23 protein-coding genes are annotated in these 26,439 nt (G+C 35.4%); 12 read left to right on the top strand and 11 right to left on the bottom strand.

Translation table 11 applies throughout. The features are described 5' to 3' along the window. Positions 1–2 precede the first annotated feature (2 nt). Positions 3–5,408, bottom strand: coding sequence for a hypothetical protein (locus DR871_RS14910; RefSeq protein ID WP_129752552.1), 5,406 nt, complete (start codon positions 5,406–5,408; stop codon positions 3–5). A gap of 397 nt (positions 5,409–5,805) precedes the next feature. Between DR871_RS14910 and DR871_RS14905 the strand changes: the two genes are divergently transcribed. Together DR871_RS14905 and purE are read left to right on the top strand one after the other, a co-directional pair. Then, positions 5,806–6,957: a 5-(carboxyamino)imidazole ribonucleotide synthase gene (locus DR871_RS14905; RefSeq protein ID WP_113666953.1), complete on the top strand. Its 1,152-nt coding sequence runs from the start codon at positions 5,806–5,808 to the stop codon at positions 6,955–6,957. A 115-nt stretch (positions 6,958–7,072) separates the two neighbouring features. Then, positions 7,073–7,555: a 5-(carboxyamino)imidazole ribonucleotide mutase gene (gene purE, locus DR871_RS14900; protein WP_113666952.1), complete on the top strand. Its 483-nt coding sequence runs from the start codon at positions 7,073–7,075 to the stop codon at positions 7,553–7,555. Positions 7,556–7,605: 50 nt separating this feature from the next. On the opposite strand, the gene DR871_RS14895 is transcribed toward purE, so the two are convergent. Next, the gene (locus tag DR871_RS14895; protein ID WP_113666951.1) at positions 7,606–8,277 is read right to left on the bottom strand and encodes a hypothetical protein; all 672 of its coding nucleotides are present in this window, start codon (positions 8,275–8,277) and stop codon (positions 7,606–7,608) included. A 227-nt stretch (positions 8,278–8,504) separates the two neighbouring features. On the opposite strand from DR871_RS14895, the gene DR871_RS14890 reads away from it, so the two are divergent. The 3 genes from DR871_RS14890 (at position 8,505) to DR871_RS14880 (ending at position 11,790) form a co-directional block, all read left to right on the top strand. After that, positions 8,505–10,532 carry a M3 family metallopeptidase gene (locus tag DR871_RS14890; RefSeq protein WP_113666950.1) on the top strand — a complete coding sequence of 676 codons (2,028 nt, stop codon included), beginning with the start codon at positions 8,505–8,507 and terminating at the stop codon, positions 10,530–10,532. Between the two features lie 86 nt (positions 10,533–10,618). After that, positions 10,619–11,332: a YqjF family protein gene (locus DR871_RS14885; protein ID WP_113666949.1), complete on the top strand. Its 714-nt coding sequence runs from the start codon at positions 10,619–10,621 to the stop codon at positions 11,330–11,332. Further along, positions 11,332–11,790, top strand: coding sequence for an SRPBCC family protein (locus tag DR871_RS14880; protein WP_113666948.1), 459 nt, complete (start codon positions 11,332–11,334; stop codon positions 11,788–11,790). The genes DR871_RS14885 and DR871_RS14880 overlap by 1 nt, the downstream gene beginning before the upstream one ends. Here DR871_RS14880 and DR871_RS14875 read toward each other — a convergent pair. Next, on the bottom strand, positions 11,770–12,582 hold the full coding sequence (locus tag DR871_RS14875) for a UbiA prenyltransferase family protein (protein ID WP_113666947.1): 813 nt from the start codon (positions 12,580–12,582) through the stop codon (positions 11,770–11,772). The genes DR871_RS14880 and DR871_RS14875 overlap by 21 nt on opposite strands. Before the next feature lie 147 nt (positions 12,583–12,729). Between DR871_RS14875 and gcvP the strand changes: the two genes are divergently transcribed. The 6 genes from gcvP (at position 12,730) to DR871_RS14845 (ending at position 20,107) form a co-directional block, all read left to right on the top strand. After that, entirely contained in the window at positions 12,730–15,579 is a 2,850-nt protein-coding gene (gcvP, locus tag DR871_RS14870) for an aminomethyl-transferring glycine dehydrogenase (protein WP_113666946.1), read from the top strand. 274 nt (positions 15,580–15,853) lie between these two features. Further along, positions 15,854–16,912 (top strand): 3-oxoacyl-ACP synthase III family protein, encoded by a 1,059-nt coding sequence (locus DR871_RS14865; protein ID WP_113666945.1) that lies wholly within the window; start codon positions 15,854–15,856, stop codon positions 16,910–16,912. A gap of 234 nt (positions 16,913–17,146) precedes the next feature. After that, a complete protein-coding gene (locus DR871_RS14860; RefSeq protein ID WP_113666944.1) occupies positions 17,147–17,671 on the top strand; it encodes a methyltransferase in 525 nt (174 codons plus the stop codon). Next, a complete protein-coding gene (locus DR871_RS14855; protein ID WP_113666943.1) occupies positions 17,671–18,519 on the top strand; it encodes a glycosyltransferase family 2 protein in 849 nt (282 codons plus the stop codon). Before DR871_RS14860 ends, DR871_RS14855 begins: the two co-directional genes overlap by 1 nt. A gap of 80 nt (positions 18,520–18,599) precedes the next feature. Then, on the top strand, positions 18,600–19,349 hold the full coding sequence (locus DR871_RS14850) for an MlaE family ABC transporter permease (RefSeq protein WP_113666942.1): 750 nt from the start codon (positions 18,600–18,602) through the stop codon (positions 19,347–19,349). Beyond that, positions 19,346–20,107 (top strand): ABC transporter ATP-binding protein, encoded by a 762-nt coding sequence (locus DR871_RS14845; RefSeq protein WP_113666941.1) that lies wholly within the window; start codon positions 19,346–19,348, stop codon positions 20,105–20,107. Before DR871_RS14850 ends, DR871_RS14845 begins: the two co-directional genes overlap by 4 nt. Positions 20,108–20,111: 4 nt before the next feature. On the opposite strand, the gene DR871_RS14840 is transcribed toward DR871_RS14845, so the two are convergent. Together DR871_RS14840 and DR871_RS14835 are read right to left on the bottom strand one after the other, a co-directional pair. Then, positions 20,112–20,714 carry a SprT-like domain-containing protein gene (locus DR871_RS14840; protein WP_113666940.1) on the bottom strand — a complete coding sequence of 201 codons (603 nt, stop codon included), beginning with the start codon at positions 20,712–20,714 and terminating at the stop codon, positions 20,112–20,114. 12 nt (positions 20,715–20,726) lie between these two features. Continuing rightward, positions 20,727–21,404, bottom strand: coding sequence for an SDR family NAD(P)-dependent oxidoreductase (locus DR871_RS14835; RefSeq protein WP_113666939.1), 678 nt, complete (start codon positions 21,402–21,404; stop codon positions 20,727–20,729). 131 nt (positions 21,405–21,535) lie between these two features. Between DR871_RS14835 and DR871_RS14830 the strand changes: the two genes are divergently transcribed. Continuing rightward, positions 21,536–22,114 carry a GNAT family N-acetyltransferase gene (locus DR871_RS14830; protein ID WP_113666938.1) on the top strand — a complete coding sequence of 193 codons (579 nt, stop codon included), beginning with the start codon at positions 21,536–21,538 and terminating at the stop codon, positions 22,112–22,114. On the opposite strand, the gene DR871_RS14825 is transcribed toward DR871_RS14830, so the two are convergent. The 6 genes from DR871_RS14825 to DR871_RS14800 are packed head-to-tail and all read right to left on the bottom strand — an operon-like array spanning position 22,107 to position 26,435. Continuing rightward, the gene (locus DR871_RS14825; RefSeq protein WP_113666937.1) at positions 22,107–23,078 is read right to left on the bottom strand and encodes a M20/M25/M40 family metallo-hydrolase; all 972 of its coding nucleotides are present in this window, start codon (positions 23,076–23,078) and stop codon (positions 22,107–22,109) included. The two genes, DR871_RS14830 and DR871_RS14825, sit on opposite strands and share 8 nt — an antisense overlap. A gap of 56 nt (positions 23,079–23,134) precedes the next feature. Next, the gene (locus DR871_RS14820) at positions 23,135–23,782 is read right to left on the bottom strand and encodes a hypothetical protein (protein WP_113666936.1); all 648 of its coding nucleotides are present in this window, start codon (positions 23,780–23,782) and stop codon (positions 23,135–23,137) included. A gap of 4 nt (positions 23,783–23,786) precedes the next feature. Then, a complete protein-coding gene (locus tag DR871_RS14815; RefSeq protein WP_113666935.1) occupies positions 23,787–24,836 on the bottom strand; it encodes an ATP-grasp domain-containing protein in 1,050 nt (349 codons plus the stop codon). Positions 24,837–24,858: 22 nt separating this feature from the next. Continuing rightward, positions 24,859–25,569 (bottom strand): NRDE family protein, encoded by a 711-nt coding sequence (locus tag DR871_RS14810; protein ID WP_113666934.1) that lies wholly within the window; start codon positions 25,567–25,569, stop codon positions 24,859–24,861. Next, the gene (locus DR871_RS14805; RefSeq protein ID WP_113666933.1) at positions 25,557–26,045 is read right to left on the bottom strand and encodes a DinB family protein; all 489 of its coding nucleotides are present in this window, start codon (positions 26,043–26,045) and stop codon (positions 25,557–25,559) included. The genes DR871_RS14810 and DR871_RS14805 overlap by 13 nt, the downstream gene beginning before the upstream one ends. Before the next feature lie 9 nt (positions 26,046–26,054). Then, positions 26,055–26,435: a DoxX family protein gene (locus DR871_RS14800; protein WP_113666932.1), complete on the bottom strand. Its 381-nt coding sequence runs from the start codon at positions 26,433–26,435 to the stop codon at positions 26,055–26,057. Positions 26,436–26,439: the final 4 nt, after the last annotated feature.

Genomic DNA, 26,439 nt, shown 5'->3' with positions numbered 1-26,439 from the left:
TTCTAATTTTTAACCAAAAGGTTTTTTGTAAAGTATTTGCCATTTGTTAAGGTCATTCTTACCACATAAATCCCTTCCGTATTTGGCGCAATCATATCCGTTGTTATGCCATCAACTATTTTATCGTTCACTAGTACTCCCAGTATATTAAAAACTGTAATACGAGCATTTTGCAACTTAACTGAATCTACATTAGTAAGGATTTGGTAGCTTGCATTACTCTTAACCGGATTAGGTGCAATCTTTAAATATTCATCTACTATTGATGCAGAAAACGTCAAAGGACATGTTGTAACAACAGTTCCGTCTATTTTTGTAGCTTTAGCATAATAGGTGCCATTAAGAACTCCACTATCTTTAAAATATTGAGCTGTTTGACTAGATACTAAAACTCCATTTTTATACCAACTGTAAGCAACGAAGGCTTTAGAACTATTATCAAAGAAAATAACATCGTCAAAATGTTTTCTAATTAAATTAGGCTGACTATTAACAATTGTTACAATAGCTGTTCTAGTAGTAACATTTCCACTATTATCTGTTACTTTTAGAGTAACGACATTCTCACCTACATTGGCACAACTGAATAATGCTTTATTGAGTTCTAATAAACTGATTCCACAATTATCAGTTGAACCATTATTTACATCGGCAGCAGCTATCAATATATTTGAAGATGCATCAAGTTGAACAGTGATGTTTTTTGTAATTACCACTGGTGCAATTTTATCTTCAACAGTTATAACAGCTGTTTGAGTAGCAACATTTCCGTTATTATCTGTAACTTTCAATGTTACTGTGTTTGCTCCAACATTAGCACATGTGAATGCCATTTTATCCAACTCTACTAAACTGATTCCGCAATTATCTGTTGAACCATTGTTTACATCTGCAACAACTATCGAAGCTGTTCCTGCTGCATTCAATTGAATAGTCTTATTTTTAGCAACTACAACTGGAGCCATTTTATCTTCAACTGCAACTACTGCTGTTTTTGAAGTAACATTTCCATTAACATCAGTAACTTTTAATGTTACTGTATTTAGTCCAATATTAGCGCAAGTAAATGTACTTTTATCTAATTCTAATAAGCTGATTCCACAAGCATCCGTTGAACCATTATTGATATCAGCAGCTACTACCGAAGCAGTTCCTGTAGCATTCAATTGAATCGTAATGTTTTTAGTAACTACAACTGGAGCAGTCTTATCTTCAACAATTATAATAGCTGTTTGAGTAGCGATATTTCCGTTGTTATCTGTAACTTTCAATGTTACTGTGTTTGCTCCAACATTATCACATGTGAATGCCATTTTATCCAACTCTACTAAACTAATTCCGCAATTATCTGTTGAACCATTGTTCACATCTGCAACAACTATCGAAGCAGTTCCTGCAGCATTCAATTGAATCGTAGTGTTTTTAGTAACTACAACTGGAGCAATCTTATCTTCAACAGTTATAATAGCTGTTTGAGTAGCGATATTTCCGTTGTTATCTGTAACTTTCAATGTTACTGTGTTTGCCCCAACATTAGCACATGTGAATGCCATTTTATCCAACTCTACTAAACTGATTCCGCAATTATCTGTTGAACCATTGTTCACATCTGCAACAACTATCGAAGCAGTTCCTGCAGCATTCAATTGAATCGTAGTGTTTTTAGTAACTACAACTGGAGCAATCTTATCTTCAACTGTAATTACTGCTGTTTTTGAAGTAACATTTCCATTAACGTCCGTAACTTTTAATGTTACTGTATTTAGACCAATATTGGCGCAAGTAAATGAAGTTATGTCTAATTCTAATAAATCTATTCCACAAGCATCCATTGAACCATCGTTTACGTCAGCAGCAGCAATTGTAGCATTCCCTAAAGCATCTAGTTGAACTGTGATATTTTTAGTAACAACAACTGGAGCTTCATTATCAACCACGGTTACTGTTTGAATTATTGCTACCGCGTCATTTCCATTACTATCACTTACATTCCAAGTAATCGCTGTGATCCCTACCGGATAAACTGCCGAAAGTAATTCTCCGTCACTTCTTAACCCAGTTGGCGATACAACTGTACAATTATCTGTCGCTGTTGCAGAAACAACTACTGCCGCTCCACAAACATTTACATCTGTATTAACGTTTTTATCTCCATTGGAAACAATAACTGGAACTTGATTGTCCGTTACAACTATTGTTTGAATAACTTCAACTGCTGCATTGCTGTTAGCATCTGAAACATTCCATTTAATAGTTGTTGTTCCAACTGGATAAATTGCATTCAATGCCAAAGCATCACTACGAACTCCTGCTGGCGCTCCAACTGTACAATTATCTGTCGCTGTTGCAGAAACAGCTATTGCCGCTCCACAAACATTTACATCTGTATTAACATTTTTATCTCCATTGGAAACAATAACTGGAACTTGATTATCCGTTACAACTACGGTTTGAATAACTTCAACTGCTGCATTACTGTTAGCATCTGAAACATTCCATTTAATAGTTGTTGTTCCCACTGGATAAATTGCATTCAATGCCAAAGCATCGCTACGAACTCCTGCTGGCGCTCCAACTGTACAATTATCTGTCGCTGTTGCAGAAACAACTACTGCCGCTCCACAAACATTTACATCTGTATTAACATTTTTATCTCCATTGGAAACAATAACTGGAACTTGATTATCCGTTACAACTACGGTTTGAATAACCTCCACTGCTGCATTGCTGTTAGCATCTGAAACATTCCATTTAATAGTGGTTGTACCTACTGGATAAAGTGCATCTAGCGATAAACCGTCACTACGAACTCCCGTTGGTAATCCAACAGTACAATTATCTGTTGCTGTTGCCGAAACAACAACTGTAGCGCCACAAGTATCTAAATCTGTGTTTACATTTATATCCCCATTTGAAGCTATAATAGGAAGTTGATTATCTGTTACAACCACATCAAAACTTGTTGTTGACATATTGCCACTTCCATCTGTAGCTGTAAATGTATTTGTTGTTGTGCCCACAGGAAAAAGAGAACCTGATACTAAACCTGCTGTTTGAGTCAATTGTACAATTGCACCATAACTAACTGCATTACTGTACAATTTTTGAATGTTCACATCTGACAAGACTGTTGAACCATCGTAATTTCCTGCGTTTTGAAAACCAATCGCCTTTCCTCCATTTGAAAACTCCCTAACAGCAACAGCATCTCCTTGAGATGAAGTCATCAATACTATAGGTTGATTGCTAGAATACACTCTTGCAAATCCAATATTTCCATCTGCTACAGGCAAATTAAATGAAGTAGGAACGCCAGCAAGAATAGGATGTGATGCTTGAGAAGAAACCTGCGTATAAGTAGTTGAAGCTGTAAAACCACTATTTCTTTGCAAAACAATTATCTCTTTCATCGCTGCCATTGTACCAGCATCATCGGCCTCATAAGCGGACCATTCATCTGTAACATATGTTTTACCTTGATTTAAAACAAAATCAAGTATTGCGTTTTGACCTCCTATTGGCATGGCAGTTCCAAAAGTTGTCCCATTTAAATGAACAACAGCATCAAAACCTGTTAAAGCAGGATTCGTACCATTGTATGCAGTCTCTGAGGTAGCACTAAGTGTTACTGTATTTCCTGCTGCAATCAATGCGTTCTGTAAACTTGTTGTATTTGAGTTTATTTCATCCCAAATCAACAATACATTAGAATTACCCGCACAATTGTCATTAACTAAAGGCTTTGTGTAAGTAACTACAACACCACATGTGTTCAAATCAGTATTCACATTTATTTCTGGAATACTTGTAAATATCGGAGCAATCTTGTCTTCAACTGTAACTGTCGCAGATTGATTAGCAACGTTTCCATTAACATCAGTAACTTTTAAGATTACTGTATTTACACCAACATCAGTACAAGAGAAAGTTGTTTTATCTAAACTCATGCTTGCAATTCCACATGCATAAGTCGAGCCATTGTCCACGTCAGATGCAACAATTGTGGCATTTCCTGCAGCATCCAGTTGAACTATAATGTCTTTTGTAATGGCAACAGGAGTGGCACAAGTGGTGACAGTAAGCACACTAGTTATTGTTCCTTGTGTATAATTTCCAGATGCAGCCTGAGTTGCCGTTATTGTTGTTGTCCCAGCCGCAACAGGCGTTACCGTATTACCACTTATTGTTGCGGTAGAGGGATTTGAACTGGTATAGGTAAAAGCACCTGCACTGTTAGAAGTAGGATCTGTAAGTGTCAAGTTTGTACCTACTGCTCCATTTAAATCTGGAAAACCACTTAGTGTTGGTGGACCTTGCACCGTAACAACAAAACTCTGATCAACAGTCTCAGTTGCACTAGTTGCTCTTATCGTTACATTATGAGTACCAATATCTGACAGTGCAGGCGTACCCGAAATCACCGCTCCAGTTCCTAAACGAGCACATTTATTTTGATTATAAATACCAAACACCAATGACCCTGTAGGAGTCAAATTCATTCCCAATATCTGATTTATACCGTCCGTAGGCACTAAGATAATTTCCGTTGTTAGTCCTGCATTATACTTTATTATACCTCCATTCGAATAAAAAGAAACATAGACATTTCCGTTTGCATCAATTTTCACATCCGTTGGACTTGCCAAACCAGATTTCACAACGCTCAAAGTAGCACCGTCATAAGTGGAAATGGTGCCTGATCCAAAGCTTGCAATAAATAATTTACCACTAGTATCAAAACCCAATCCCCAAGGATTTGGTACGGAAACATACTCCGTTGCAGTTGCTGTGACAGGGTCAATTTTTAAAATTTGGCCTTGGTTATAAGCAGCACAATAAATATATCCCCCTCTAAAAACAAGCGATAGCAAACCAGAAGTAGTATTAAGAGCATAAACCAGCGTTTGTCCGGCACCCGGATCAGCCAAACTAATTTTCTTTATACAGGAAGTACCCGTTACATCATTATAATAATACGAAACATAAAGATACCCACCATCCACATTCATTCCATAAATGAGTCCATTATCTGCATCTGCCCAGCTTGTATTAGTAGTTCCGTCAGGCGCTATTTTATAGATAAACCTCCCAGTTCCGTCACTACTAACTACATAGGTATTGCCATCAGCATCTCCAGCAATACCCCCAGGAGCTGAAATAGTTGGACCAAAAGTTTGCATTGATGTAGAACCAGTCGCGGCAAAACTCATCCAAGCTGGCTTTGTAGAACAAGTCATTGCTGGTCCATTACTAGTTCCGTCTGAAGCAAATGAGGAATAAGTGTAAGGTGCTCCCACCGTAGCAGTAGTCACAGGTGTTGAGTCAAAACTCAATTGCCCATACGATTTTTGTGTCACACTAAAAAGACAATAAAACGCCATAATTAGGAGAAAGTAGTTTTTTTTCATAAGTTTGTGTTCATTAATTTGAGTGCGAAATAACAACTTTTTTTTAAAATATTAACAAAATATTATAATAAAAAATCTGTATAAAGTATTGTGAAATAATAATATAACAAATTCATAAAAAACTTAGTACATCACTTTGCATTATTGCTTGTACTAGTTTTTTTTAACAGATTTCAACAACATAAAGATGTTTACAATACATGATTACTATAAGATATGCTGCAAATAAACAATTTTAATTTTACGCAAAACCACGTAAAAATACCTGATTGCAAATGCCAGTAAAACATTTTATTTTTTACCTTCTAATGACTACTCAAGAGTAAATCAAGAATATAAATTGAATTTTCGGATTCAATCATTATAAAGTATCTTTGCGTAAACATACAACTACACCATGAATTATTTTTCTTCTGATTTCAAATTAGGAATTCTCGGTGGCGGACAACTGGGCAAAATGCTATTGTTTGACACCCGAAAATTCGACATACAAACTTATGTTTTGGACCCAAGTGATGAAGCGCCTTGTAAAATTGCCTGTGACCAATTCTTCAATGGGGATTTAATGGACTTTGAAACCGTTTATAACTTTGGTAAAAAAGTAGACGTTTTGACTTTCGAAATTGAGTTGGTTAATCTGGAAGCTTTGGTAAAACTCGAAGAAGAAGGATTAAAAGTATTTCCTTCGCCAAAAACATTGAAACTCATTCAAAACAAAGGAATTCAGAAAGATTTTTATATTCAACATGCCATCCCGACAGCAAATTATAAACGATTTGACAATCTAAAAAGTCTAATTGTTGACATTCTGGATTCGAAAACAAAACTTCCGTTTGTTTGGAAATGCACGGAATTTGGATATGATGGAAATGGCGTAAAAGTGATTCGACACATTTCGGATTTGGATAATTTAGCCAACGTAGAGTGCATTGCCGAAGAAATGGTTCCGTTCAAAAATGAATTGGCCGTTATCGTTTGCCGCAATCCTTCTGGTGAAATAAAAACTTATCCTGTGGTAGAAATGGAATTTCATCCCGAAGCCAACCAAGTGGAATATGTGATTTGTCCTGCTCGAATTGATGATAAAGTTGCCGAAAAAGCAAGAGCAATCGCATTGAATGTTTCCGAAAAATTCAATCATGTCGGATTATTAGCAGTTGAAATGTTTCAAACCGAAGATGATGAAATCCTTGTAAACGAAGTGGCTCCGCGCCCGCACAATTCCGGACATTATTCCATTGAAGCTAGTTATACGTCCCAATTTGAAAACCATTTGCGTGCTATTCTTGATTTGCCTCTGGGAAATACAGACAGTAAAGTAGCCGGAATTATGGTGAATTTAGTTGGTGCCGAAGGTTTTTCTGGAAATGTAGTCTACGAAAACATCGAAAAAATATTAGGCTGGAATGGTGTTACACCTCACATTTACGGAAAGAAACAAACACGCCCTTTCAGAAAAATGGGACATGTAACCATAGTAAACGAAGACATCAATGAAGCCCGAAGAATTGCTGAAGAGGTGAAGAATACGATTAGAGTAATAAGTTAATTGAAAGATTGAAAAATTTAAAGATTGAAAAATTCAGAACTTCTACTAAATTGAATTTTTCAAAAATCTTTAAATACTTAAATCTTTAAATCTTTAAATCTTTAAATAAGAAAAAATGAAAGTAGCCGTAATAATGGGAAGTATATCCGATATGCCCATCATGCAAGAAGCCATCGATATCCTAAAAGCATTCGAAATAGAAATTGAAGTCGATATAGTTTCGGCACACAGAACACCGGAAAAATTATTTGATTTTAGTCAGAACGCACACACTCGTGGCATTTCGGTAGTAATAGCTGGTGCCGGAGGCGCTGCACATTTACCAGGAATGGTCGCTTCAATGTCGCCACTTCCAGTAATTGGAGTTCCTATAAAATCCAGTAATTCAATCGATGGTTGGGATAGTGTTTTATCCATTCTGCAAATGCCCGGTGGTGTTCCCGTAGCAACCGTTGCCTTAAACGGATCAAAAAACGCAGGAATCCTTGCCGCTCAAATCATAGGAAGTCACAATAAAAGTATACTAGAGAAAGTAATTAAATACAAAACCGGATTGAAAGAAGCGGTTATCATCGCTTCCGAAAGTCTACAGAAATAGAAAAAGCTCCATAACGGAGCTTTTTTTCATTTATTTAAACCTTGAAACGGTTATTCAGCATCAACTACAATTTCAAGAACTCCTTCAAATTCTGATGCAATGATATCGTCCTTGCTCAACCAATATTCAGAAGTCATAATCGTATAATTCACATTATCCGTTATCTTAACATCCCATAAAATGTCTTCGGCTTCTGGGAAAGGCGCGTTTTCCGACATTTGGCTGTCAAATAATCTTTTGATCAAATTACTACCTGACAATCCGTTATTTAATAATTTTAAAATACTTTCTTTAGTCAATTCATTTTCATTTTCACCTTCTGCTGGCGCAAAACTACATTCGATAATCGTCGCTTTTGCATTAGGAAAAGTACCGTTATAGGCTTTAAAAAGCAGTTGATTAATATGAAACAAAGTCGAATGCAATCCTATTTCGGGATATTCCTCACATACTTTATCCAAGAACATATCATTTGAAATTTGCTGAATCTGACCTTCATTCAAAGCTTCTGATAATTTATATTCCAATACAATTGCAGCAGCATCTCTGGCTTCAAAATCAGAAATTGCCATAAATAACAATTCTCTTAAACTGGCAGGATCCGCCTCCGCAGCATCCGGATAATCAAATTTTTCAAGTAGTTTTATATAATCTTCATTTGTCCAATATTCTTCAACCTCATCAACAGTATTCGCGCTATTTATTGTAATTTGATAATTCATCTTTTCTTTAAATTTATTATATTTTTTCTGATTCGTCTTTTATAAAACGAATCATTTTTTCACAATTTAGGGCTTTATTACTGCCAAACGAAATAAATAACATTTAAATAACACTTTAGAATCCACTATTTTGGTTCAAATCAATCCCCTCGACAACACCATTTTTTTTATTAAATCCGTACCTTTGATTTCTTTAAACATCGAATTATTTTTATTACAAAATACAAATGAGCATCCTAACACACCATTTCAATACAAAATATAATACTGCACCTTTTTCGAAAATTAAAAATGAAGATTTTCTTCCTGCTTTTCAAAAAGGAATCGAATTGGCAAAAGCCGAAATCGATGCAATTGTACGAAATCCGATAAAACCAACTTTCGAAAATACGATTGAAGCATTAGCATTCAGCGGCGATGTTTTGGACAGAATTTCAAGTATCTTTTTCAATTTGAATTCCGCAGAAACTAATGATGAAATTCAGAAAATCGCTCAGGAAGTTTCACCTTTATTGTCTGAATTCGGAAACGATGTTCGTCTAAACCCGGATTTATTCGCCAGAGTAAAAGCGGTTTATGAGCAACGAGAAAAACTACATCTCAATCCGGAACAAACCACACTTTTGGACAAAAAATACAAAAGCTTTTCCAGAAACGGGGCCAATTTATCGGAAGACAAAAAGAATCAATTGCGAGAAATCGACAAAGAATTATCAAAATTAAGTTTGCAGTTTGGCGAAAATGTTTTGGCCGAAACACAAGCGTATCAATTGCATATTACAAATGAATCCGATTTAGCCGGTTTACCCGAAGGAACAATCGAAGCCGCTCATTCTTTAGCTAAAAGCCTAGAAAAAGAAGGTTGGATTTTCACGTTGGATTACCCAAGTTATGTTCCATTTGTGACGTATGCTGATAATCGAGAATTGCGCAAGAAAATGGCAATTGCTTTTGGTGCCAAAGGTTTTCAAAACAACGAATTTGATAACCAAGAAATCGTGCTAAAAATTGCAAAATTACGTTTTGACAGAGCACAGGTTTTAGGTTATGCCACTCACGCTCATTTTGTGCTTGAAGAACGCATGGCAGAAAGTCCGGAGAAAGTAAAAACATTCTCGAATGATTTACTAGAAAAAGCCAAACCGGCCGCTTTGAAAGAATTTGCACAATTGACTGCTTTCGCAAAAGAGCTTCACGGAATCGAGCAACTCGAAAAATGGGATGGCGCGTATTATTCGGAGAAATTGAAGCAGCAATTATTCAATTTGGACGATGAAATATTAAAACCGTATTTTCAATTAGAAAAAGTTCTGGACGGTGCTTTTGCAGTAGCGCAAAAATTATTCGGAATCACTTTCGAAGAAATTTTTGAAGTGGATAAATATCACGAAGAAGTAAAAACATACGCAGTAAAAGATGAAGATGACCAACTTGTTGCTGTTTTTTATGCTGATTTCTTTCCAAGAAAAGGCAAACGAAACGGTGCTTGGATGACGTCTTTTAAATCCCAATACATCAAAAAAGGAAGTAACGAAAGACCACACATTTCTATTGTGTGTAATTTCACAAAACCTACTGAGACCAAACCATCGTTGTTAACTTTCAATGAAGTAACGACTTTGTTTCATGAATTTGGTCATGCTTTACACGGCATTTTAGCCAACACCACTTATCCAAGTTTATCAGGAACTTCAGTATATTGGGATTTTGTGGAATTACCAAGTCAGATTTTAGAAAATTGGTGCTACGAACCAGAAGCATTGGCTTTATTCGCATACCATTATGAAACCGGCGAAATGATTCCGATGGAATTAGTGCATAAAATCAAAGAAAGCGCGAGTTTCCAAGAAGGAATGGCAACCATGCGCCAATTGAGTTTTGGATTATTAGATATGGGATGGCATGCGCAAGATCCTTCCAATATCAAAGACATCAAGGTTTTTGAAACCGAACAGTTCGCAGCCACACAATTGTATCCTGATGTAAAGGAGAATGCAATGAGTACTTCGTTTTCACACATATTTCAAGGCGGGTATTCATCTGGGTATTACAGCTACAAATGGGCCGAAGTGCTAGATGCTGATGCTTTTGAATATTTTCAGGAAAAAGGTATTTTCAATAAAGAAGTGGCAACTAAATTCAAGGAAAATGTACTTTCGAAAGGCGGAACAGAACATCCGATGATTTTGTACAAACGTTTTAGAGGACAAGAACCAAAGCCAGAAGCCCTATTAAGAAGAGCAGGATTGCTTTAGAAACATAATTATTGAAAACCCGAAGTCTGTTACTTCGGGTTTTTTAATAGCATTCCAACACACCCAAAAATTAAAACCAACAAAAGATGAGTTTTTTAAAAGCCGAATGGAACAATTTAGCCATGATTAATTATGAAGTCAATCCCGAAATCCTGCAAAAGTATGTTCCTGCAGGAACGGAAATAGATTTCTGGAACGGCAAATGTTATGTTAGTTTTATTGGATTCCTATTTGAAAATGTTCGTGTTTTGGGAATGAAAATACCGTTTCATTCTGATTTTGAAGAGGTAAATCTTCGGTTTTATGTGAGACGTTTTGAAAACGGTGTGTGGAAAAGAGGTGCGGTTTTTATCAGTGAAATTGTTCCAAAATATGCGATTTCATTTGTTGCCAATACCTTTTACAATGAGCATTACCGAACTTTGCCCATGAAACATATGCTGAAAGTAAATGAAAACTCCCGAGAATTTATATACCAATGGAAAGTGAATAATAATTGGAATACCATCCAGGTAGCAACACAAAAAAATCCCATTGCAATTGAACCCGATTCTGAAGCTGAGTTTATCACGGAGCATTATTTTGGCTATACCAAAATCAATGAAAATGAAACTTTTGAATACCAAGTCACCCATCCCAGATGGCAGCAATATGAAGTAACCAGAAACGAATCCGTTATTGATTTTGAAAGTGTTTATGGAAAAGAATTTGCTTTTATTAAAGATTTAAAACCCACTTCTGTATTTCTGGCCATAGGCTCGAAAATCACTATTGAAGACAAACGAAAAATAAAACTTTAATGACCAGAATAAAAATTCGGACCAAAATAAATGCACCCATACAAACTGTTTTTGACATTTCCAGAGACATTGACGTTCATCAAAAATCTGCCAGTCCCACAAAAGAAACCGCTATTGACGGCGTTACTTCTGGATTGATAAATTACAACGAAACGGTAACTTGGCGTGGGAAGCATTTTGGTTTTTACCTGACACATAAAAGTAGAATAACAGCGATGAATCTCTATGATTATTTTGTGGATGAAATGGAGGAAGGGAAATTCAAATCCTTTCGTCATGAACATATTTTTTTTGAAAAAGGCGGATTAACCGTTATGAAAGACAAAATATATTACGAAGTACCCTATGGTTTTTTTGGAGAATTATTTGATTTCTTGTTTTTGAAAAATCACATGATTAATTTCATTCTCGAAAGAAATAAAACACTGAAAGCTTTATCAGAAAATGAGAAGCAATAACCACCAAAAAATCGGCACACTCTCTACCCAAAAAGAAGTGTAATATTTTGTCCGTTTTTCATTAGCAAAAAGGATAAAACACGAAATGACAATCACTAAAATCAAGTTGATTATTAACTGATTTTTATCCAAAACACTTTTGAAAAACTCCAGAAAATAAAATGGAATCAAAAGTAAAATCCCCAATATTTTGGTTCGGTTTACTCCTATTTGCTGCGGTACGGTTTTAAGATGTGGACCATCATTAGCCAAATCAATGACTTCAAAAACAAGGACCAATACAAAAATCAATACAAAGCGTTGCATACATTTTAGATAGAAATCCAGGTTTATTGATATGCCCGCATCTAAAATTGGCAATCCCAGCGTCACACCAACCCAACACAACGCCACGATATAAATTTTGACACCAGCCCAATTCCTTGCATTTTTTTTATTTGGAAAAAAGGGAAGCGTATACAGCAATGTGACACTCAAAAAAGCAATAGCAACAATCTGGGTAACGCGTTCCAACTGAAAAAAATAAAAGCCAACCAAAATAAACGAACAAAAACTGAACAAAGTAATTGCTTTAAGTTCCTTCCGCATTTGTATTTTTTTGGCTCGAGCCAAAGCATCGTATTTCACAAAATTATAGCCGACAATCGTTCCGAAAAAAGCAAACTGAGCAACTGCATCGCCTTCCGGAATGTGGAACATGTGTTGCGTCATTCTGACCAAGGCATAACACGAAAAAGCCACGTGAATACTACTATTAATATAGAAATCAAAAATTAATTTAAAAAACCTCATTAGACAAAATTAATCAAAGTGTTAATAAGAACGGCTTTTAGTTGAAAAATTCACAGAAAATCAAGTAAAAAAAGGCAATTAATAGCATATTAATATTTAATTTTACAGCCTTTTAAAACAAGAAACACACAACCCATTTTATATACAATGAAAACAGACGCTTTTGCATTAAGACACATTGGCCCAAGAGAAAATGATTTAGAACACATGTTGAAGACGATTGGGGCAGAAACACTGGAACAATTGATTCAAGAAACGATTCCAAGTGACATTCGTTTAAAATCTGATTTAGACTTAGAACCTGCAATGACCGAATATGAGTTTGCAAATCACATTCAGAAATTAGGGAATAAGAATAAAGTTTTTCAATCGTACATAGGTTTAGGGTACAATGCAGCAATTATTCCTGCAGTAATCCAACGAAATGTATTTGAGAATCCAGGATGGTACACTGCTTACACACCGTATCAAGCTGAAATTGCTCAAGGTCGTCTGGAAGCAATTTTGAATTTCCAAACTATGGTTATCGAATTAACCGGAATGGAAATCGCTAATGCTTCTTTATTAGACGAAGGAACTGCTGCTGCAGAAGCAATGGCATTACTTTTTGACGTTCGTTCTCGTGACCAAAAGAAAAACAACATTAATAAATTCTTCGTTTCTGAAGAAATATTACCACAAACTTTATCTGTTTTACAAACACGTTCGACACCAATCGGAGTTGAATTAGTAGTTGGAAACCATGAAACATTCGATTTTTCATCGGAATATTTTGGAGCAATCCTGCAATATCCGGGGAAATTTGGACAAGTTTATGATTATGCCGCATTTATCGCTAAAGCTGCTGAAAACGAAATAAAAGTAGCTGTTGCTGCTGATATTTTAAGTTTAGTAAAACTGACTCCTCCAGGAGAAATGGGCGCTGCTGTAGTCCTTGGAACTACACAACGTTTCGGAATTCCTTTAGGTTACGGTGGTCCACACGCTGCTTACTTCGCTACAAAAGACGAATACAAAAGAAGTATGCCAGGAAGAATCATCGGTGTAACTGTTGATACCGACGGAAATCGTGCCTTGCGTATGGCGTTGCAAACACGTGAGCAACACATCAAGCGCGATAAAGCAACTTCAAACATTTGCACTGCGCAAGTTCTATTATCAGTTATGGCAGGAATGTATGCCGTTTATCATGGTCCAAAAGGATTACAATACATCGCTGACAAAGTTCACGCTTCTGCAGCGACGTTGGCAAACGCACTAGAAAAATCAGGTTATCAACAAACCAATACCGCTTTCTTTGACACTATCGTTATTAAGGCTGATGCCAAAAAAGTAAAATCGATTGCTGAAGAAAACGAAATTAACTTCTATTACGTAGACGACAATACGATTTCAATTTCCTTAAACGAAACAACAAGTATTACCGATTTAAATAAAATTATTGCTGTTTTCGCTTCTGCAAATGGAACTCCGGTAAACACTATTGAAAGTTTATCAGAAACCAATCATTTCCCAGAAAACGTAAACAGGACATCAACGTTCTTGCAGCACGATGTTTTCAATAAACACCATTCAGAAACCGCTTTGATGCGTTACATCAAAATGCTGGAAAGAAAAGATTTAGCGTTAAATCACTCGATGATTTCACTAGGTTCTTGCACCATGAAACTGAATGCTGCTTCAGAAATGTTACCTCTAAGTATGGCACAATGGAATAACATTCACCCGTTTGCACCATTAGACCAAGCACAAGGATATCAAGAAATGTTGGCTAAACTAGAACAACAATTAAATGTCATTACTGGTTTTGCCGGAACTACTTTACAACCTAATTCAGGAGCTCAAGGTGAATATGCCGGATTAATGGTTATTCGTGCGTACCACCAATCCAGAGGAGATCACCATAGAAATATTGCTTTAATTCCATCATCGGCTCACGGAACAAATCCAGCTTCAGCAGCGATGGCAGGAATGAAAGTTGTGGTTACTAAAACATTAGAAAACGGAAATATCGACGTAGAAGATTTACGTGAAAAAGCACTTTTACACAAAGACAATCTTTCTTGTTTGATGGTTACATACCCATCGACTCACGGTGTTTTTGAAAGCGCAATTAAAGAAATCACACAATTGATTCACGATAACGGCGGACAAGTATATATGGATGGTGCGAATATGAATGCACAAGTTGGATTAACAAATCCTGCAACTATTGGTGCTGATGTTTGTCACTTGAACTTACACAAAACATTCGCTATTCCTCATGGAGGTGGTGGACCTGGTGTAGGACCAATATGTGTAGCGCCACAATTAGTTCCATTTTTACCAACAAATCCTGTAATTCCAACTGGTGGAGAAAACGCTATTACGGCAATTTCTGCTGCGCCATGGGGTTCCGCTTTGGTTTGTTTAATATCATATGGTTATATCTGTATGCTTGGTGCTGAAGGTTTGAAACAATCTACTGAATATGCAATTTTAAATGCGAACTATATTAAAGAGAAATTAAACGGTCACTATGATACGTTGTATTCTGGAGAAATGGGTCGTGCGGCACACGAAATGATTTTGGAATGCCGTCCATTTAAAGAAAAAGGAATTGAAGTAACTGATATTGCAAAACGTTTGATGGATTATGGTTTTCATGCTCCAACCGTTTCGTTCCCTGTTGCCGGAACTTTAATGATTGAACCTACCGAAAGTGAAAATTTAGAGGAATTAGACCGTTTTTGTGATGCGATGATTGCTATCCGAAAAGAAATTGAAGCCGCTACTTTAGAAAACCCAAATAATGTATTAAAAAATGCACCACATACTTTGATGATGGTTACCACTGATAACTGGAGCTTCCCATACACTCGTGAAGCAGCAGCATTTCCACTGGAATACATTGCCTTAAATAAATTCTGGCCTACCGTTCGTAGAGCAGATGAAGCATACGGCGATAGAAATTTAGTTTGTTCTTGTGCACCGATTGAAGCATACATGGAAAGCTAAATAATAACTTAAAATGTCTCGAGAAATCGGGACATTTTTTTTTATAAAAATTACTTATCGAAAATTATCATTAAATTGCAACAATAACAACTGTATTTTCACTTACGAGATTAAAGAAATAAAATTCACACCAAAACTTATAATTCGTAATGAAATAATCAATATTTTTGCCAATAAATTATTATTTCACAATTATATGCACGCATAGTAAATTTTGTGAGTGTAGTAAAATTTTAATGATTAAATTAGCATCAAATTTTGGAAATTTAACGCAATGAAAATAAAAATAGCTGGAATAGGAAGCTATATTCCTGAGAAAAAAGTAAGTAATACTGACTTTGGCGAACATGTTTTTTTGAATGAAGATGGAACCGCATTTGGTTATCCTAACGAAGTCGTAATTAAAAAATTCAAGGGCATCACCGGAATCGAACATAGGCGATATGCTGAAGACCATTTAAATTCATCTGATTTAGCTTTTTTTGCTTCTCAAAAAGCAATTGAAAATGCTGGGATCGATCCGGAAACAATTGACTACATTATATTTGCACATAACTTTGGAGATGTAAAACACGGGACAATTCAATCTGATATGCTTCCAAGTTTGGCCACTCGCGTCAAAAATAAATTACAGATAAAAAATCCAAAATGTGTCGCTTACGACATTCTTTTTGGATGTCCAGGCTGGATTGAAGGTGTACTTCAAGCCAACGCATTCATCAAATCAGGAATGGCGAAACGCTGTTTGGTTATTGGTTCCGAAACGCTATCTAGAGTGGTAGATGCGCACGATAGAGATTCTATGATCTATTCTGATGGAGCTGGCGCTTCTATTATTGAGGCTTCCGATGATGAAACTGGAATGCTGTCTTATGAAAGTGCAACGTATGCTAACGACGAAGCTAATTATTTATATTTCGGAAATTCATACAATTCGGATTTAGACCCAGACACCCGTTACATCAAAATGTACGGACGTAAAATTTATGAATTTGCATTAAACAATGTTCCTACAGCAATGAAAAGTTGTTTAGACAAAAGCGGACTTGGAATTGACGATGTAAAAAAGATTCTCATTCATCAGGCCAACGAGAAGATGGATGAAGCAATAATTCAACGTTTTTACAAATTATACGATAGGCCTGTTCCTAAAGACATTATGCCTATGAGCATCCATGAACTTGGAAACAGCAGTGTGGCTACAGTTCCTACCCTTTTTGACTTGCTAGTTCGTGGTGAAATCGAAAACCAAGAAATCCATAAAGGCGATGTTATGATTTTTGCTTCTGTTGGAGCCGGAATGAACATTAATGCCTTTGTTTACCGATATTAGTCCATTCAGGAATATGTCATTCAGGAGCTAATCCGGCTGTACATTACAATTCCTCACTACAAATCTTGTTTTTATAAGGTGCAAGAAAGCTTCTTTCAGTCGCTTTTTGCACCTTGAAAAACTACATTTTGAAGCTCCGGGATTTTCTTTCCATCCGGGCTAAAAAACAATGCCAAAAAACACATTTATTACTATATTTGTGCCTTCGTGCCCTAGCGGCAAAATCAAAAAAACATGTACGAAAAAACGTTTCCCAATAAAAGATTCAAACATACTTTAGAATTTTTAAAAAAACACGTCTCCACTTCAGAGACAATATTAGATTTAGGTGTTGAGAATCCTTTTTCTAAAATCATGAAATCCGAAGGGTTTTCAGTTACAAATACAACAGGAGAAGACTTAGACAAAGACCAATCAGTATTTTCAATTGAAAAACAGGAAGTAGTAACCGCTTTCGAAATCTTTGAGCATTTACTAAATCCTTACACGATTTTAAGTGAAATAAAATCAGATAAACTTATTATTTCCATTCCATTGCGTTTGTGGTTTTCACCAGCTTACCGCAGTAAAACTGATATGTGGGACAGACATTACCATGAATTTGAAGATTGGCAACTGGACTGGCTTTTGGAAAAAACAGGTTGGAAAATAATAGATAGAGAAAAATGGACCAATCCCGTTAAGAAATTTGGAATTCGACCATTGCTAAGAAAGTTCACGCCAAGATATTACATCGTTTACGCCGAAAAAATAAAATAATGAATTACTACATTGTCATTCCGGCGCATAACGAAGAAGCTTTTATAGCTTTAACATTAGATTCTTTGATTTCACAAACCGTTTTGCCAAAAAAAATTGTCGTTGTCAATGATAATTCAACGGATAAAACTGCCGAAATAGTAACAGCGTTCGCTAATAATAATCCTTTTATTACTTTAGTAAATAAAACATCTGAAGCGATACATTTGCCAGGAAGCAAAGTTATTCAGGCTTTTCACAAAGGTTTTGAAACACTAGACGAAAATTATGAAGTGATTGTAAAACTGGATGCCGATTTAATTCTACCCAACAATTATTTTGAAACTATTTTAAACATTTTCAAAAACGATGCTACGATAGGAATGGCTGGCGGATTCGCTTACATCGAAAAAAATGGCGAATGGATTCTGGAAAATCTTACTGATAAAGACCATATTCGTGGTGCATTCAAAGCGTATAGAAAACAATGTTTCCAACAAATAGGAAATTTAAAACCTGCTATGGGTTGGGACACGGTTGATGAATTGCTATCAAAATTCTATGGTTGGAAAGTGGTTACTGATGCTTCATTAATTGTAAAACATTTAAAACCAACCGGCGCAAACTACAACAAAACAGCCCGATACAAACAAGGAGAAGCATTTTATACTTTAGGTTACGGGTTCCTTATCACTTCTATCGCTTCTGCAAAACTGGCGATGATGAAGAAGAAACCGCTGCTCTTTATAGATTATATTAAAGGGTATTGGAAAGCTAAAGCGGCCAAAACGCCTTTATTGGTAACAGAAGAACAAGCAAAATTCATTCGGAAATATCGTTTGAAAAAAATGAAAGAAAAGCTTTTTTAGCCAACAAAATCAAAAAACTGCTGAACCAAAAGGGATAACTCCTGACATTTTTTGTAATTTAGCCCATATTCGCAAAACTTATGATGCTCATTCGCTATATAACGCAAATAGGAAGATACTTCTTAATGCTGAAAGAAATTTTCAATAAACAGACAAAATGGTCTGTGATGAAAAATCTAATTTTTAAAGAAATTGATGATTTAGTTATCGGATCATTAGGTATTGTTGCCTTCATTTCCTTCTTCGTTGGAGGGGTTGTTGCTATTCAAACAGCCTTAAATCTTACAAACCCTTTAATTCCAAAATACCTTATCGGTTTCGCAACACGACAATCTGTAATATTAGAATTCGCGCCTACTTTTATCTCGGTGATTATGGCTGGAAAAATGGGTTCATTTATTACCTCTAGTATTGGAACAATGAGGGTTACAGAACAAATTGACGCACTGGAAGTGATGGGAGTAAATTCATTGAATTACCTTGTTTTCCCTAAAATAATTGCTTTACTATTGTACCCGTTTCTAATAGGAATTGCTATGTTTCTGGGTGTTCTCGGTGGATGGATGGCTGGTGTTTATGGTGGATTTATTTCAAGCGCTGAGTTTATAAATGGAACTCAAATGGATTTTATTCCGTTTCATATTGTTTACGCTTTCATTAAAACATTGATTTTTGCGATGTTATTAGCAACTATTCCTTCTTTTCACGGTTATTATATGAAAGGCGGTGCTCTAGAAGTTGGTAAAGCCAGTACCGTTTCCTTTGTTTGGACATCGGTTTCCATAATACTTTTCAATTATATATTAACGCAGTTGTTACTAGGATCATGATAGAAGTAAAAAACATAGAAAAATCATTTAACGGAAATAAAATTCTTAAAGGTATTTCGACGATTTTTGAAACCGGAAAAACAAATTTAATTATTGGACAAAGTGGATCCGGAAAAACGGTCTTACTTAAAAGTCTGTTAGGCATTCATACGCCAGAATCTGGGACTATTTCATTTGATGGCCGAATTTACTCCGAATTAAATCCGGATGAAAAACGAGAATTGCGAACTGAAATCGGAATGGTTTTTCAAGGAAGTGCCTTGTTTGACTCGATGACTGTGGCTGAAAATGTTGGTTTTCCGTTGCGAATGTTCACTAAAGACAATAATAAAAAAATTCAAGAGCGTGTAGACTTTGTATTAAAAAGAGTCGCTCTAACGGATGCGCACAAAAAATTACCATCTGAAATTTCAGGAGGAATGCAAAAAAGGGTGGCGATTGCTCGCGCGATTGTAAACAATCCAAAATACCTCTTTTGTGATGAGCCAAACTCTGGTTTAGATCCAAATACAGCAATCTTGATTGATAATCTTATCAAAGAAATTACCGAAGAATACAACATCACAACGGTTATAAATACCCATGATATGAATTCTGTGATGGAAATTGGAGAAAAAATTCTATTCCTTAAAGATGGTTTAAAAGCTTGGGAAGGAACTAAAGAAGAAATTTTTAGAACCGATAACGAAGCTGTTGTTGCCTTTGTTTATTCTTCTAATTTGTTCAAAAAAGTAAGAGAAGCATATTTGAAAGAATAGAAGGCTAACTTGATTTCAACAATTCTACCTCAGCATTAGGATTGAATAAATAAGTCTTTCCAGAACTCATTTCGAGACATTCAAAACGCTTGGTTCTTATCGCTATTTTTTTGAAAATCTTTCCGTTTTGGATTCTGAAAATACTTCCGTACGGAATTTCAAACACATAATTTTTATCATTTTGTTGGTCAAATTGTTTCAATGCCAAAGCTAATGTGGCATCAGTATCGCTGCTGGCTGTTGGATTTTTGAAATGCCTCGCTAATAAAGGCAACAAATGATTCGGAAAAATCTCTGGCCGAATATAGGGAATCATCAACCGCTGAAAAGAATATTTCCACTCGTTTCCATGAGGTTTAATGTTTCTTCCAAATTTTTCAAACGCAACCAAATGAGAAATTTCATGAATCAATGTAATCAAGAACTTGTATTTATTCAGATTTGAATTTACCGTGATTTCATGCTTTCCGTTCAACCCTTTTCGATAATCACCGTGACGCGTCTGACGCTCGTTCACAATCTTAAGATGCACCTGATTGGCAACAATAAGTTCGAAAACGGGTTTTACCGCATGCTCTGGAATGTATCTGGTTAAGGTTTCGCTCAAAGTAATTATGAATTAAGGATTCGTAGAAGAAACTTGCAATACTTTACCGTTGAAATATTTATTTCCAGTCAAAGTAAAATCATAAATATAATTGGCCATTTCGCCCGCTGATATTGGTGCTTGATAGCCTGGAAAAGCTTCAGCCAGCATTTCTGTTTGAACGGAACCCAAAGCCAAAACATTGAAAGAAATCCCACGCTCTTTGTATTCTTCTGCCAATAATTCTGATAGTGTAATAACAGCTCCTTTACTCGAACTATACGCTGCTAATCCGGCAAATTTTAAACTTCCCTGAATTCCGCCCATAGAACTTATTGTTACCACATGGCCTCCTTTTTGTAAATAAGGCAGGCAAATTCGAGTCAGATTAGCAACTCCAAAAACATTTACTCTATAGATATTTTCAAAATCTTCCTGAGTCGTTTCTGAAAAGGGCTTCAGCAATAAACTTCCCGCATTATGAATGACTGCGTCTATTTGTTTCCAAGACTTGGAAAGGAAATCGCTTACTTTCACTACTTCAGATTCTGTGGATAAATCAACTGAAAGACAGGTAATATTTTCATTACCCAATAAAGCTTGAGGAATTTTTCTGGAAATGGCTAACACTTGGTGTCCCGCATTAGCAAATTGCAATGCCAACTCAAATCCTATTCCCCTACTCGTTCCTGTGATGATGATATTTTTCATAGAGCAAAAATAAACAAAAACGATAAAAAACTAATGCTTTACGCAAAGGATTCTTGCTGCAATAAAAATTAAAGATTCCTATAATTTTACTTATTTTTGACAAAGTAAATTATCACCTGAATTTTCATAAAATGACAGAAAGCATACAATTCGAAACTGCAAAAATAATTGATATTGATGGCGTATTGGCACTACAGGAATTGTACCTTGTAGCTAATCTATCCGAAGAAGAAAAAGCTTCGGGCTTTGTTACTACACCATTTACCGTCGCGCAACTAACAGAAGTTATCCATGAAAACAACTTATTTATTGCCAAAGACAACAACAAAGTCATTGCTTACATTTTTGCCGGAAGTTGGGATTTTTTCAAACAATGGCCGATTTTCAATTACATGAGTTCGTTGTTCCCAGAACTTACTTTTTTAGATTTTGACATCACCACGACCAATAGTTTTCAATATGGACCTATATGCATTCACAAAGATTATAGAGGAAAGGGGTTGATCACACCGCTGTTTGAGTTCATGAGAAAACACGTTGTTAAAAAATACCCATTGGCTTTGACCTTTATCAACAAAGTAAATATCCCGTCTACAAAAGCGCATACCGAAAAACTAAAATGGACCATTATTGGGGATTTTCAATTCAATAATAATGAATACTTCATTTTGGCGTATGATATGAAAAAGGCAGTTTCTTCAACTATTTGAGCATTATGATTTCTTGTGTTGGCGAATTTGCCATTTGCGATACAGCCGGTAGTAACTCCTGAATAAACGAAGTTATGTGCGCAATATCCATCGCTTTGAAATCATCAGAAACATGATGGTAAAATTCAAAGTTTTCAAAATCAAACGTACTCACAGACTGACAAGGCACTTTAAAAAGTTCGTAAAAAGAATAGTTATCGGATCTGTAAAATAATTTATATTCGGCTTCTTTTGGAAGAAAACCAATCGTATTTTTCCCAGTATATCCATTGATTTTATCTGCCATATTAGATTTGTCAAAACCCGTTATATAAGCCAGATAATCTCTTTTCATTGGCACACCAATCATTTCAATATTGAACTGCGCATACAATTTAAAATCTTGTGCTTTCAATTTTTTGGCCAAATGTTTAGAGCCTAACAGCCCTTTTTCTTCTCCAGCAAAAAATACAAAAAGAATACTTCGTTTATTATTTTTAGCGGTACTGAAATATTTTGCCATTTCAGCAACTGCAGTTGTTCCTGAAGCATCATCATTGGCTCCGTTATTTATAAAATCACCGTTTACCCCATTTTTATCCAAACCAATATGATCGTAATGTGCGCTTAAAATTATAAATTCATTCTTTAGAACCGGATCATTTCCTTCAACAACACCTACAACATTGAAGGCAGTTTCCTTAAAAGTTGTCAACGTATCGCGATACGATTTGAAATAAGGCTTTACATTGTTATCCTTGAAAAACTGCTCTAAATAATCCGCCGCTTTTACCATTCCTGCTTTTCCGGTTTCTCTTCCCTCTAATTCATCTGAAGCTAAATATTTTAATGTTTTAGCGACATCATTTTCTTTTACTTTATACTCGATTGACAGCGGTTCACTTGTTGTGGTCTCAGTCACAACCGAAGAAATTGGTTTGCAGCACAAGAAAAGAAATGGAAGTAACAGAAAAACTTTTTTCATAATTAAAGCGGATTTTTGGTTAGTAAAATGATATAATTTAGCATTAACTTTTATATTCAGACTCTTTCTCGATAATATTTTTTGCACACTTTAACTATTTGAAAAAAAGCTAAAACCACAAAAAATGATGGAATTACAATTGGAATTATATATTTAAAAAAACTTGCTGTGTTTTTAGCTAAAACATTCAATATCAGAACCAAACTCAACATTCCGACAAATGTACCTATTAAAGTCCCCGCAATATAATACAGTTTGAGTGTATTTACAATGGATATATAATTACCATTGATCAGATACAGATTCCAACCGGTCCAAAATGGCACTTGAAGAAAATTGATTGCACTCAAAAAAACACCTATTAACAAGGGCGAATACATCGCATATTTTTCTAAAACACCTTGCTGATCCATTGTTTGATTAGCACTTGCATAGAAAGAATAGCCTATTATCAACAGGAAGAAAATAGCGAAAAAATCAATAATCTTCATTAATTTTTTATTGTTAACTAATTGCTTTGCGAAAATTAAAGTAAAATAAATTACAAACATCTCCACAAAAATAACTCCTAACAAAAACAAAATCAAACTATTCATACCTAGTTTTGAATAGATTTCAAAACCTATAACATTCAAATATCCTAATGGTATCGAACCGATAAAGCTCACTAAAAAACCAACAAAAATGTTCTTTAATGCTTTCATGATTTTAGAAATTTACAATTTTATTGCTTTGTTCCAAATGCATTCTATATTCCTTCATACCCTCTTTATGCAGTAAATATGGAGCCCCATTTTTATGGTTTGCGACACTTATTTCATACATATACGTAATGTGACGCGCAAGTTCTTTCCATGCAAAAAACAAAGAATGTTTTGGGTCATAAATATGGGTAGGCTCGCTTGCAGCGCCATTAAGTTCGACCACTGAAAAATTTAATCCTTGTTCCAATTCTTCAATTGTAGTATACATTACATCCAATCTGCCAAAGTAGAAACCTGGGATTTGGAGACACATTTCGTTGATAGTTTGTGTCAATTTTGGTGTTATCCAATGACTTCCATCAATGAATTTTGCACCTCGTGCATGATTCCCATAAGGTACCAAATTCAATTTTTCCCCTTTTGGAAGAATATCGAGTAGTTTTTTTCCGTATTCCTGTTTCAAAACCTTTAATTGCAATTCGTATCGCGGATTTTCTTTGATTAATTCTTCTACCGTAGAGAATCCGTTTCCAGTAATAATCAAAAATTCTTTCGAAACTATCCCTGTTATTCTGCCGGTTTTTTGATGAGGATAACGCACATAAAAAATCCCAACTTCATTCTCGTACGGAATTAAATCCTGCACTACATAATCGAAATTAGCTTTTTCAGCATATTCTTTTAAATCCTGAACGGTGTTAATTTTTTTGACCCCAGATCCTCGCAGTCCAATATCTGGTTTTGCAATTAAAGGATATTTTATTTTCACTGCTTCAATCACATTTAAAACATCTTCAAGAGCAGTTCCTTCTTTTATTAATTCCGTTTTTGGGTAATACTGTTGTGGAATCAAATTGTAGATTTCTTTTTTGGACTCCATCATAAAACCACCATTTTTTATGGTTGGATTAGAGGCATTGAAGAAAAAAATAGATTTTGCCTTGATCGAATAATAAGACCATAAAAAATAAATAGGAATGTAAACAATCTGGAAAGGCCAATATTCCCAATGCGTAATTTTATGAAAAAATAGTTTACTTCGCCTGTTCGTCATAACTCGGGTCAATGTTTGTTTTTTAAACGGTGATAAATGAGGTCGAAAAATCCTGTTGCGCAATCAAATCGTAATGCAATATAACTACTTTATTTTTTTCAATAACCGCTTGCGTAATACTTAACGTTTTCATCTCCTCATTTCTATTGATGACCAAACCATTTTCATCATTTTCTTCTTCGGTGTAGCGATGAAAATCGTGCATTTTTGATTCGGAAATTTCAGAATTTCCATCCATAAAAGTATGAAACCAGTCGGCGCGTTTTTCACGAATCGATGAGGAATACAAAGTCGATGAAGACCAAATGTGATTTTGATGAATATCCAAAGGAGTTGTTCGTTTTTCTTTTCCGTTCCAGCGCAATTGAAAAAGATCGTTGTTTTGGAATAAGACTAACGTAAAAGGTTCTATGTTGTCCAAATCAATTGCGTTCCAGAAATCCTTTGGCGATAAGCTGCTGATCATGTCTAAAACAATCAAGCCTCGGCTTTTTCGATACGGAAGCTGTACTTCATGCTTTTCATCGGCACCATTTAAAAGCACCAAAATTACTCCATCAGCATTAGCTACAAACCACGTTCCTCCTGCTTTGGGATCCTTTGGAAAAATAAGATTTTTTCCATTTACGGTATAACTTCTTGGTGGTATTGCACTCGGTCTTACTATTTTTTCATCCCGATTGGAGGTAATGATAATTTTATCATTCGTTGCTACAAAACTTACTGTGCACATTGATTTCTGTATTCTATGGTAGAGCGAGCAACGCCAAAATTAGGGTCAATTGTTACTGTTTCACATTGTAAAATAGCCACTTTTATAAGCGCCTGATGATGAATACAATGTTCTAAATTATACAATAATTCTCTGAAATAGTTACTTTCTATTCGGATTTCCTCTCCATCAATAACCTGCAACAACTCGATATTTTTATTTTGTTTATCTAAATTTTGTTGAATCAATAGGATGTTTTTAATAGCAAAAGCAGTATCCGTTTGAATTCGAATATTTCGTTCTCTTTTATCATAATTCACAACACCTAAACCATATTGATTTTCTAAACACTGAAACATTTCAATAATATGTCTTGTATGCTCCCCAATAGTCGCATTGCTTAATTCCATACAAGAATTTGAATATTCTGTTTGAGACAATTGATTCAGCAAATCAATTAGTTCGTTCAAACTATTATTTATAGAAGGTATTAACATATTAAAGTTTTAATTCAACAAATTCATCAATCTAGTCCTCTCCTTAAAAACTAAAATAACACAGCAAAGAAAGGTAATTAGTGCCAAAATAAAAAGTGTGCCACCATCATTTTTAACCTCAATGCCAAGCAGAAACAGATGAGCAAAAACTGCACCAACCATAACGCCGCAACCCATCATAGCACCAAATAACGAAGTCCTTGGTATTAAAATCAAAATAACCGCAATCAACTCGGCAATTCCAGTACCAATTCTTCCATAAGGTTCGATTCCCAAAGCAGAAAAAATATAAACCGATTCTTCACTAGAAGTAAATTTAAAGTATAGTGTTTGCAATAAAATTACTGCTACCGCAAGTCTCAGCAACCAGAAAAACAGAGATACTTTCATGATT

It is taken from the genome of Flavobacterium petrolei (assembly GCF_003314435.2).
Taxonomy (GTDB): Bacteria; Bacteroidota; Bacteroidia; order Flavobacteriales; family Flavobacteriaceae; genus Flavobacterium; species Flavobacterium petrolei.
Note: the sequence above shows the minus strand (reverse complement) of the source record. Positions and strands in the feature narration are given on the sequence as shown.

What these genes read in the sequence shown, in the direction of transcription:
- DR871_RS14820 (WP_113666936.1), bottom strand. Translation starts at nt 23,782, where the DNA reads ATGAAAGCATTAAAGAACATTTTTGTTGGTTTTTTAGTGAGCTTTATC.
- DR871_RS14860 (WP_113666944.1), top strand. Translation starts at nt 17,147, where the DNA reads ATGTACGAAAAAACGTTTCCCAATAAAAGATTCAAACATACTTTAGAA.
- purE (WP_113666952.1), top strand. Translation starts at nt 7,073, where the DNA reads ATGAAAGTAGCCGTAATAATGGGAAGTATATCCGATATGCCCATCATG.
- DR871_RS14905 (WP_113666953.1), top strand. Translation starts at nt 5,806, where the DNA reads ATGAATTATTTTTCTTCTGATTTCAAATTAGGAATTCTCGGTGGCGGA.
- DR871_RS14875 (WP_113666947.1), bottom strand. Translation starts at nt 12,582, where the DNA reads ATGAGGTTTTTTAAATTAATTTTTGATTTCTATATTAATAGTAGTATT.
- DR871_RS14855 (WP_113666943.1), top strand. Translation starts at nt 17,671, where the DNA reads ATGAATTACTACATTGTCATTCCGGCGCATAACGAAGAAGCTTTTATA.
- DR871_RS14805 (WP_113666933.1), bottom strand. Translation starts at nt 26,045, where the DNA reads ATGTTAATACCTTCTATAAATAATAGTTTGAACGAACTAATTGATTTG.
- DR871_RS14850 (WP_113666942.1), top strand. Translation starts at nt 18,600, where the DNA reads ATGATGCTCATTCGCTATATAACGCAAATAGGAAGATACTTCTTAATG.
- DR871_RS14810 (WP_113666934.1), bottom strand. Translation starts at nt 25,569, where the DNA reads ATGTGCACAGTAAGTTTTGTAGCAACGAATGATAAAATTATCATTACC.
- DR871_RS14885 (WP_113666949.1), top strand. Translation starts at nt 10,619, where the DNA reads ATGAGTTTTTTAAAAGCCGAATGGAACAATTTAGCCATGATTAATTAT.
- DR871_RS14910 (WP_129752552.1), bottom strand. Translation starts at nt 5,408, where the DNA reads ATGAAAAAAAACTACTTTCTCCTAATTATGGCGTTTTATTGTCTTTTT.
- DR871_RS14830 (WP_113666938.1), top strand. Translation starts at nt 21,536, where the DNA reads ATGACAGAAAGCATACAATTCGAAACTGCAAAAATAATTGATATTGAT.
- DR871_RS14825 (WP_113666937.1), bottom strand. Translation starts at nt 23,078, where the DNA reads ATGAAAAAAGTTTTTCTGTTACTTCCATTTCTTTTCTTGTGCTGCAAA.
- gcvP (WP_113666946.1), top strand. Translation starts at nt 12,730, where the DNA reads ATGAAAACAGACGCTTTTGCATTAAGACACATTGGCCCAAGAGAAAAT.
- DR871_RS14880 (WP_113666948.1), top strand. Translation starts at nt 11,332, where the DNA reads ATGACCAGAATAAAAATTCGGACCAAAATAAATGCACCCATACAAACT.
- DR871_RS14865 (WP_113666945.1), top strand. Translation starts at nt 15,854, where the DNA reads ATGAAAATAAAAATAGCTGGAATAGGAAGCTATATTCCTGAGAAAAAA.
- DR871_RS14815 (WP_113666935.1), bottom strand. Translation starts at nt 24,836, where the DNA reads ATGACGAACAGGCGAAGTAAACTATTTTTTCATAAAATTACGCATTGG.
- DR871_RS14890 (WP_113666950.1), top strand. Translation starts at nt 8,505, where the DNA reads ATGAGCATCCTAACACACCATTTCAATACAAAATATAATACTGCACCT.
- DR871_RS14845 (WP_113666941.1), top strand. Translation starts at nt 19,346, where the DNA reads ATGATAGAAGTAAAAAACATAGAAAAATCATTTAACGGAAATAAAATT.
- DR871_RS14800 (WP_113666932.1), bottom strand. Translation starts at nt 26,435, where the DNA reads ATGAAAGTATCTCTGTTTTTCTGGTTGCTGAGACTTGCGGTAGCAGTA.
- DR871_RS14835 (WP_113666939.1), bottom strand. Translation starts at nt 21,404, where the DNA reads ATGAAAAATATCATCATCACAGGAACGAGTAGGGGAATAGGATTTGAG.
- DR871_RS14895 (WP_113666951.1), bottom strand. Translation starts at nt 8,277, where the DNA reads ATGAATTATCAAATTACAATAAATAGCGCGAATACTGTTGATGAGGTT.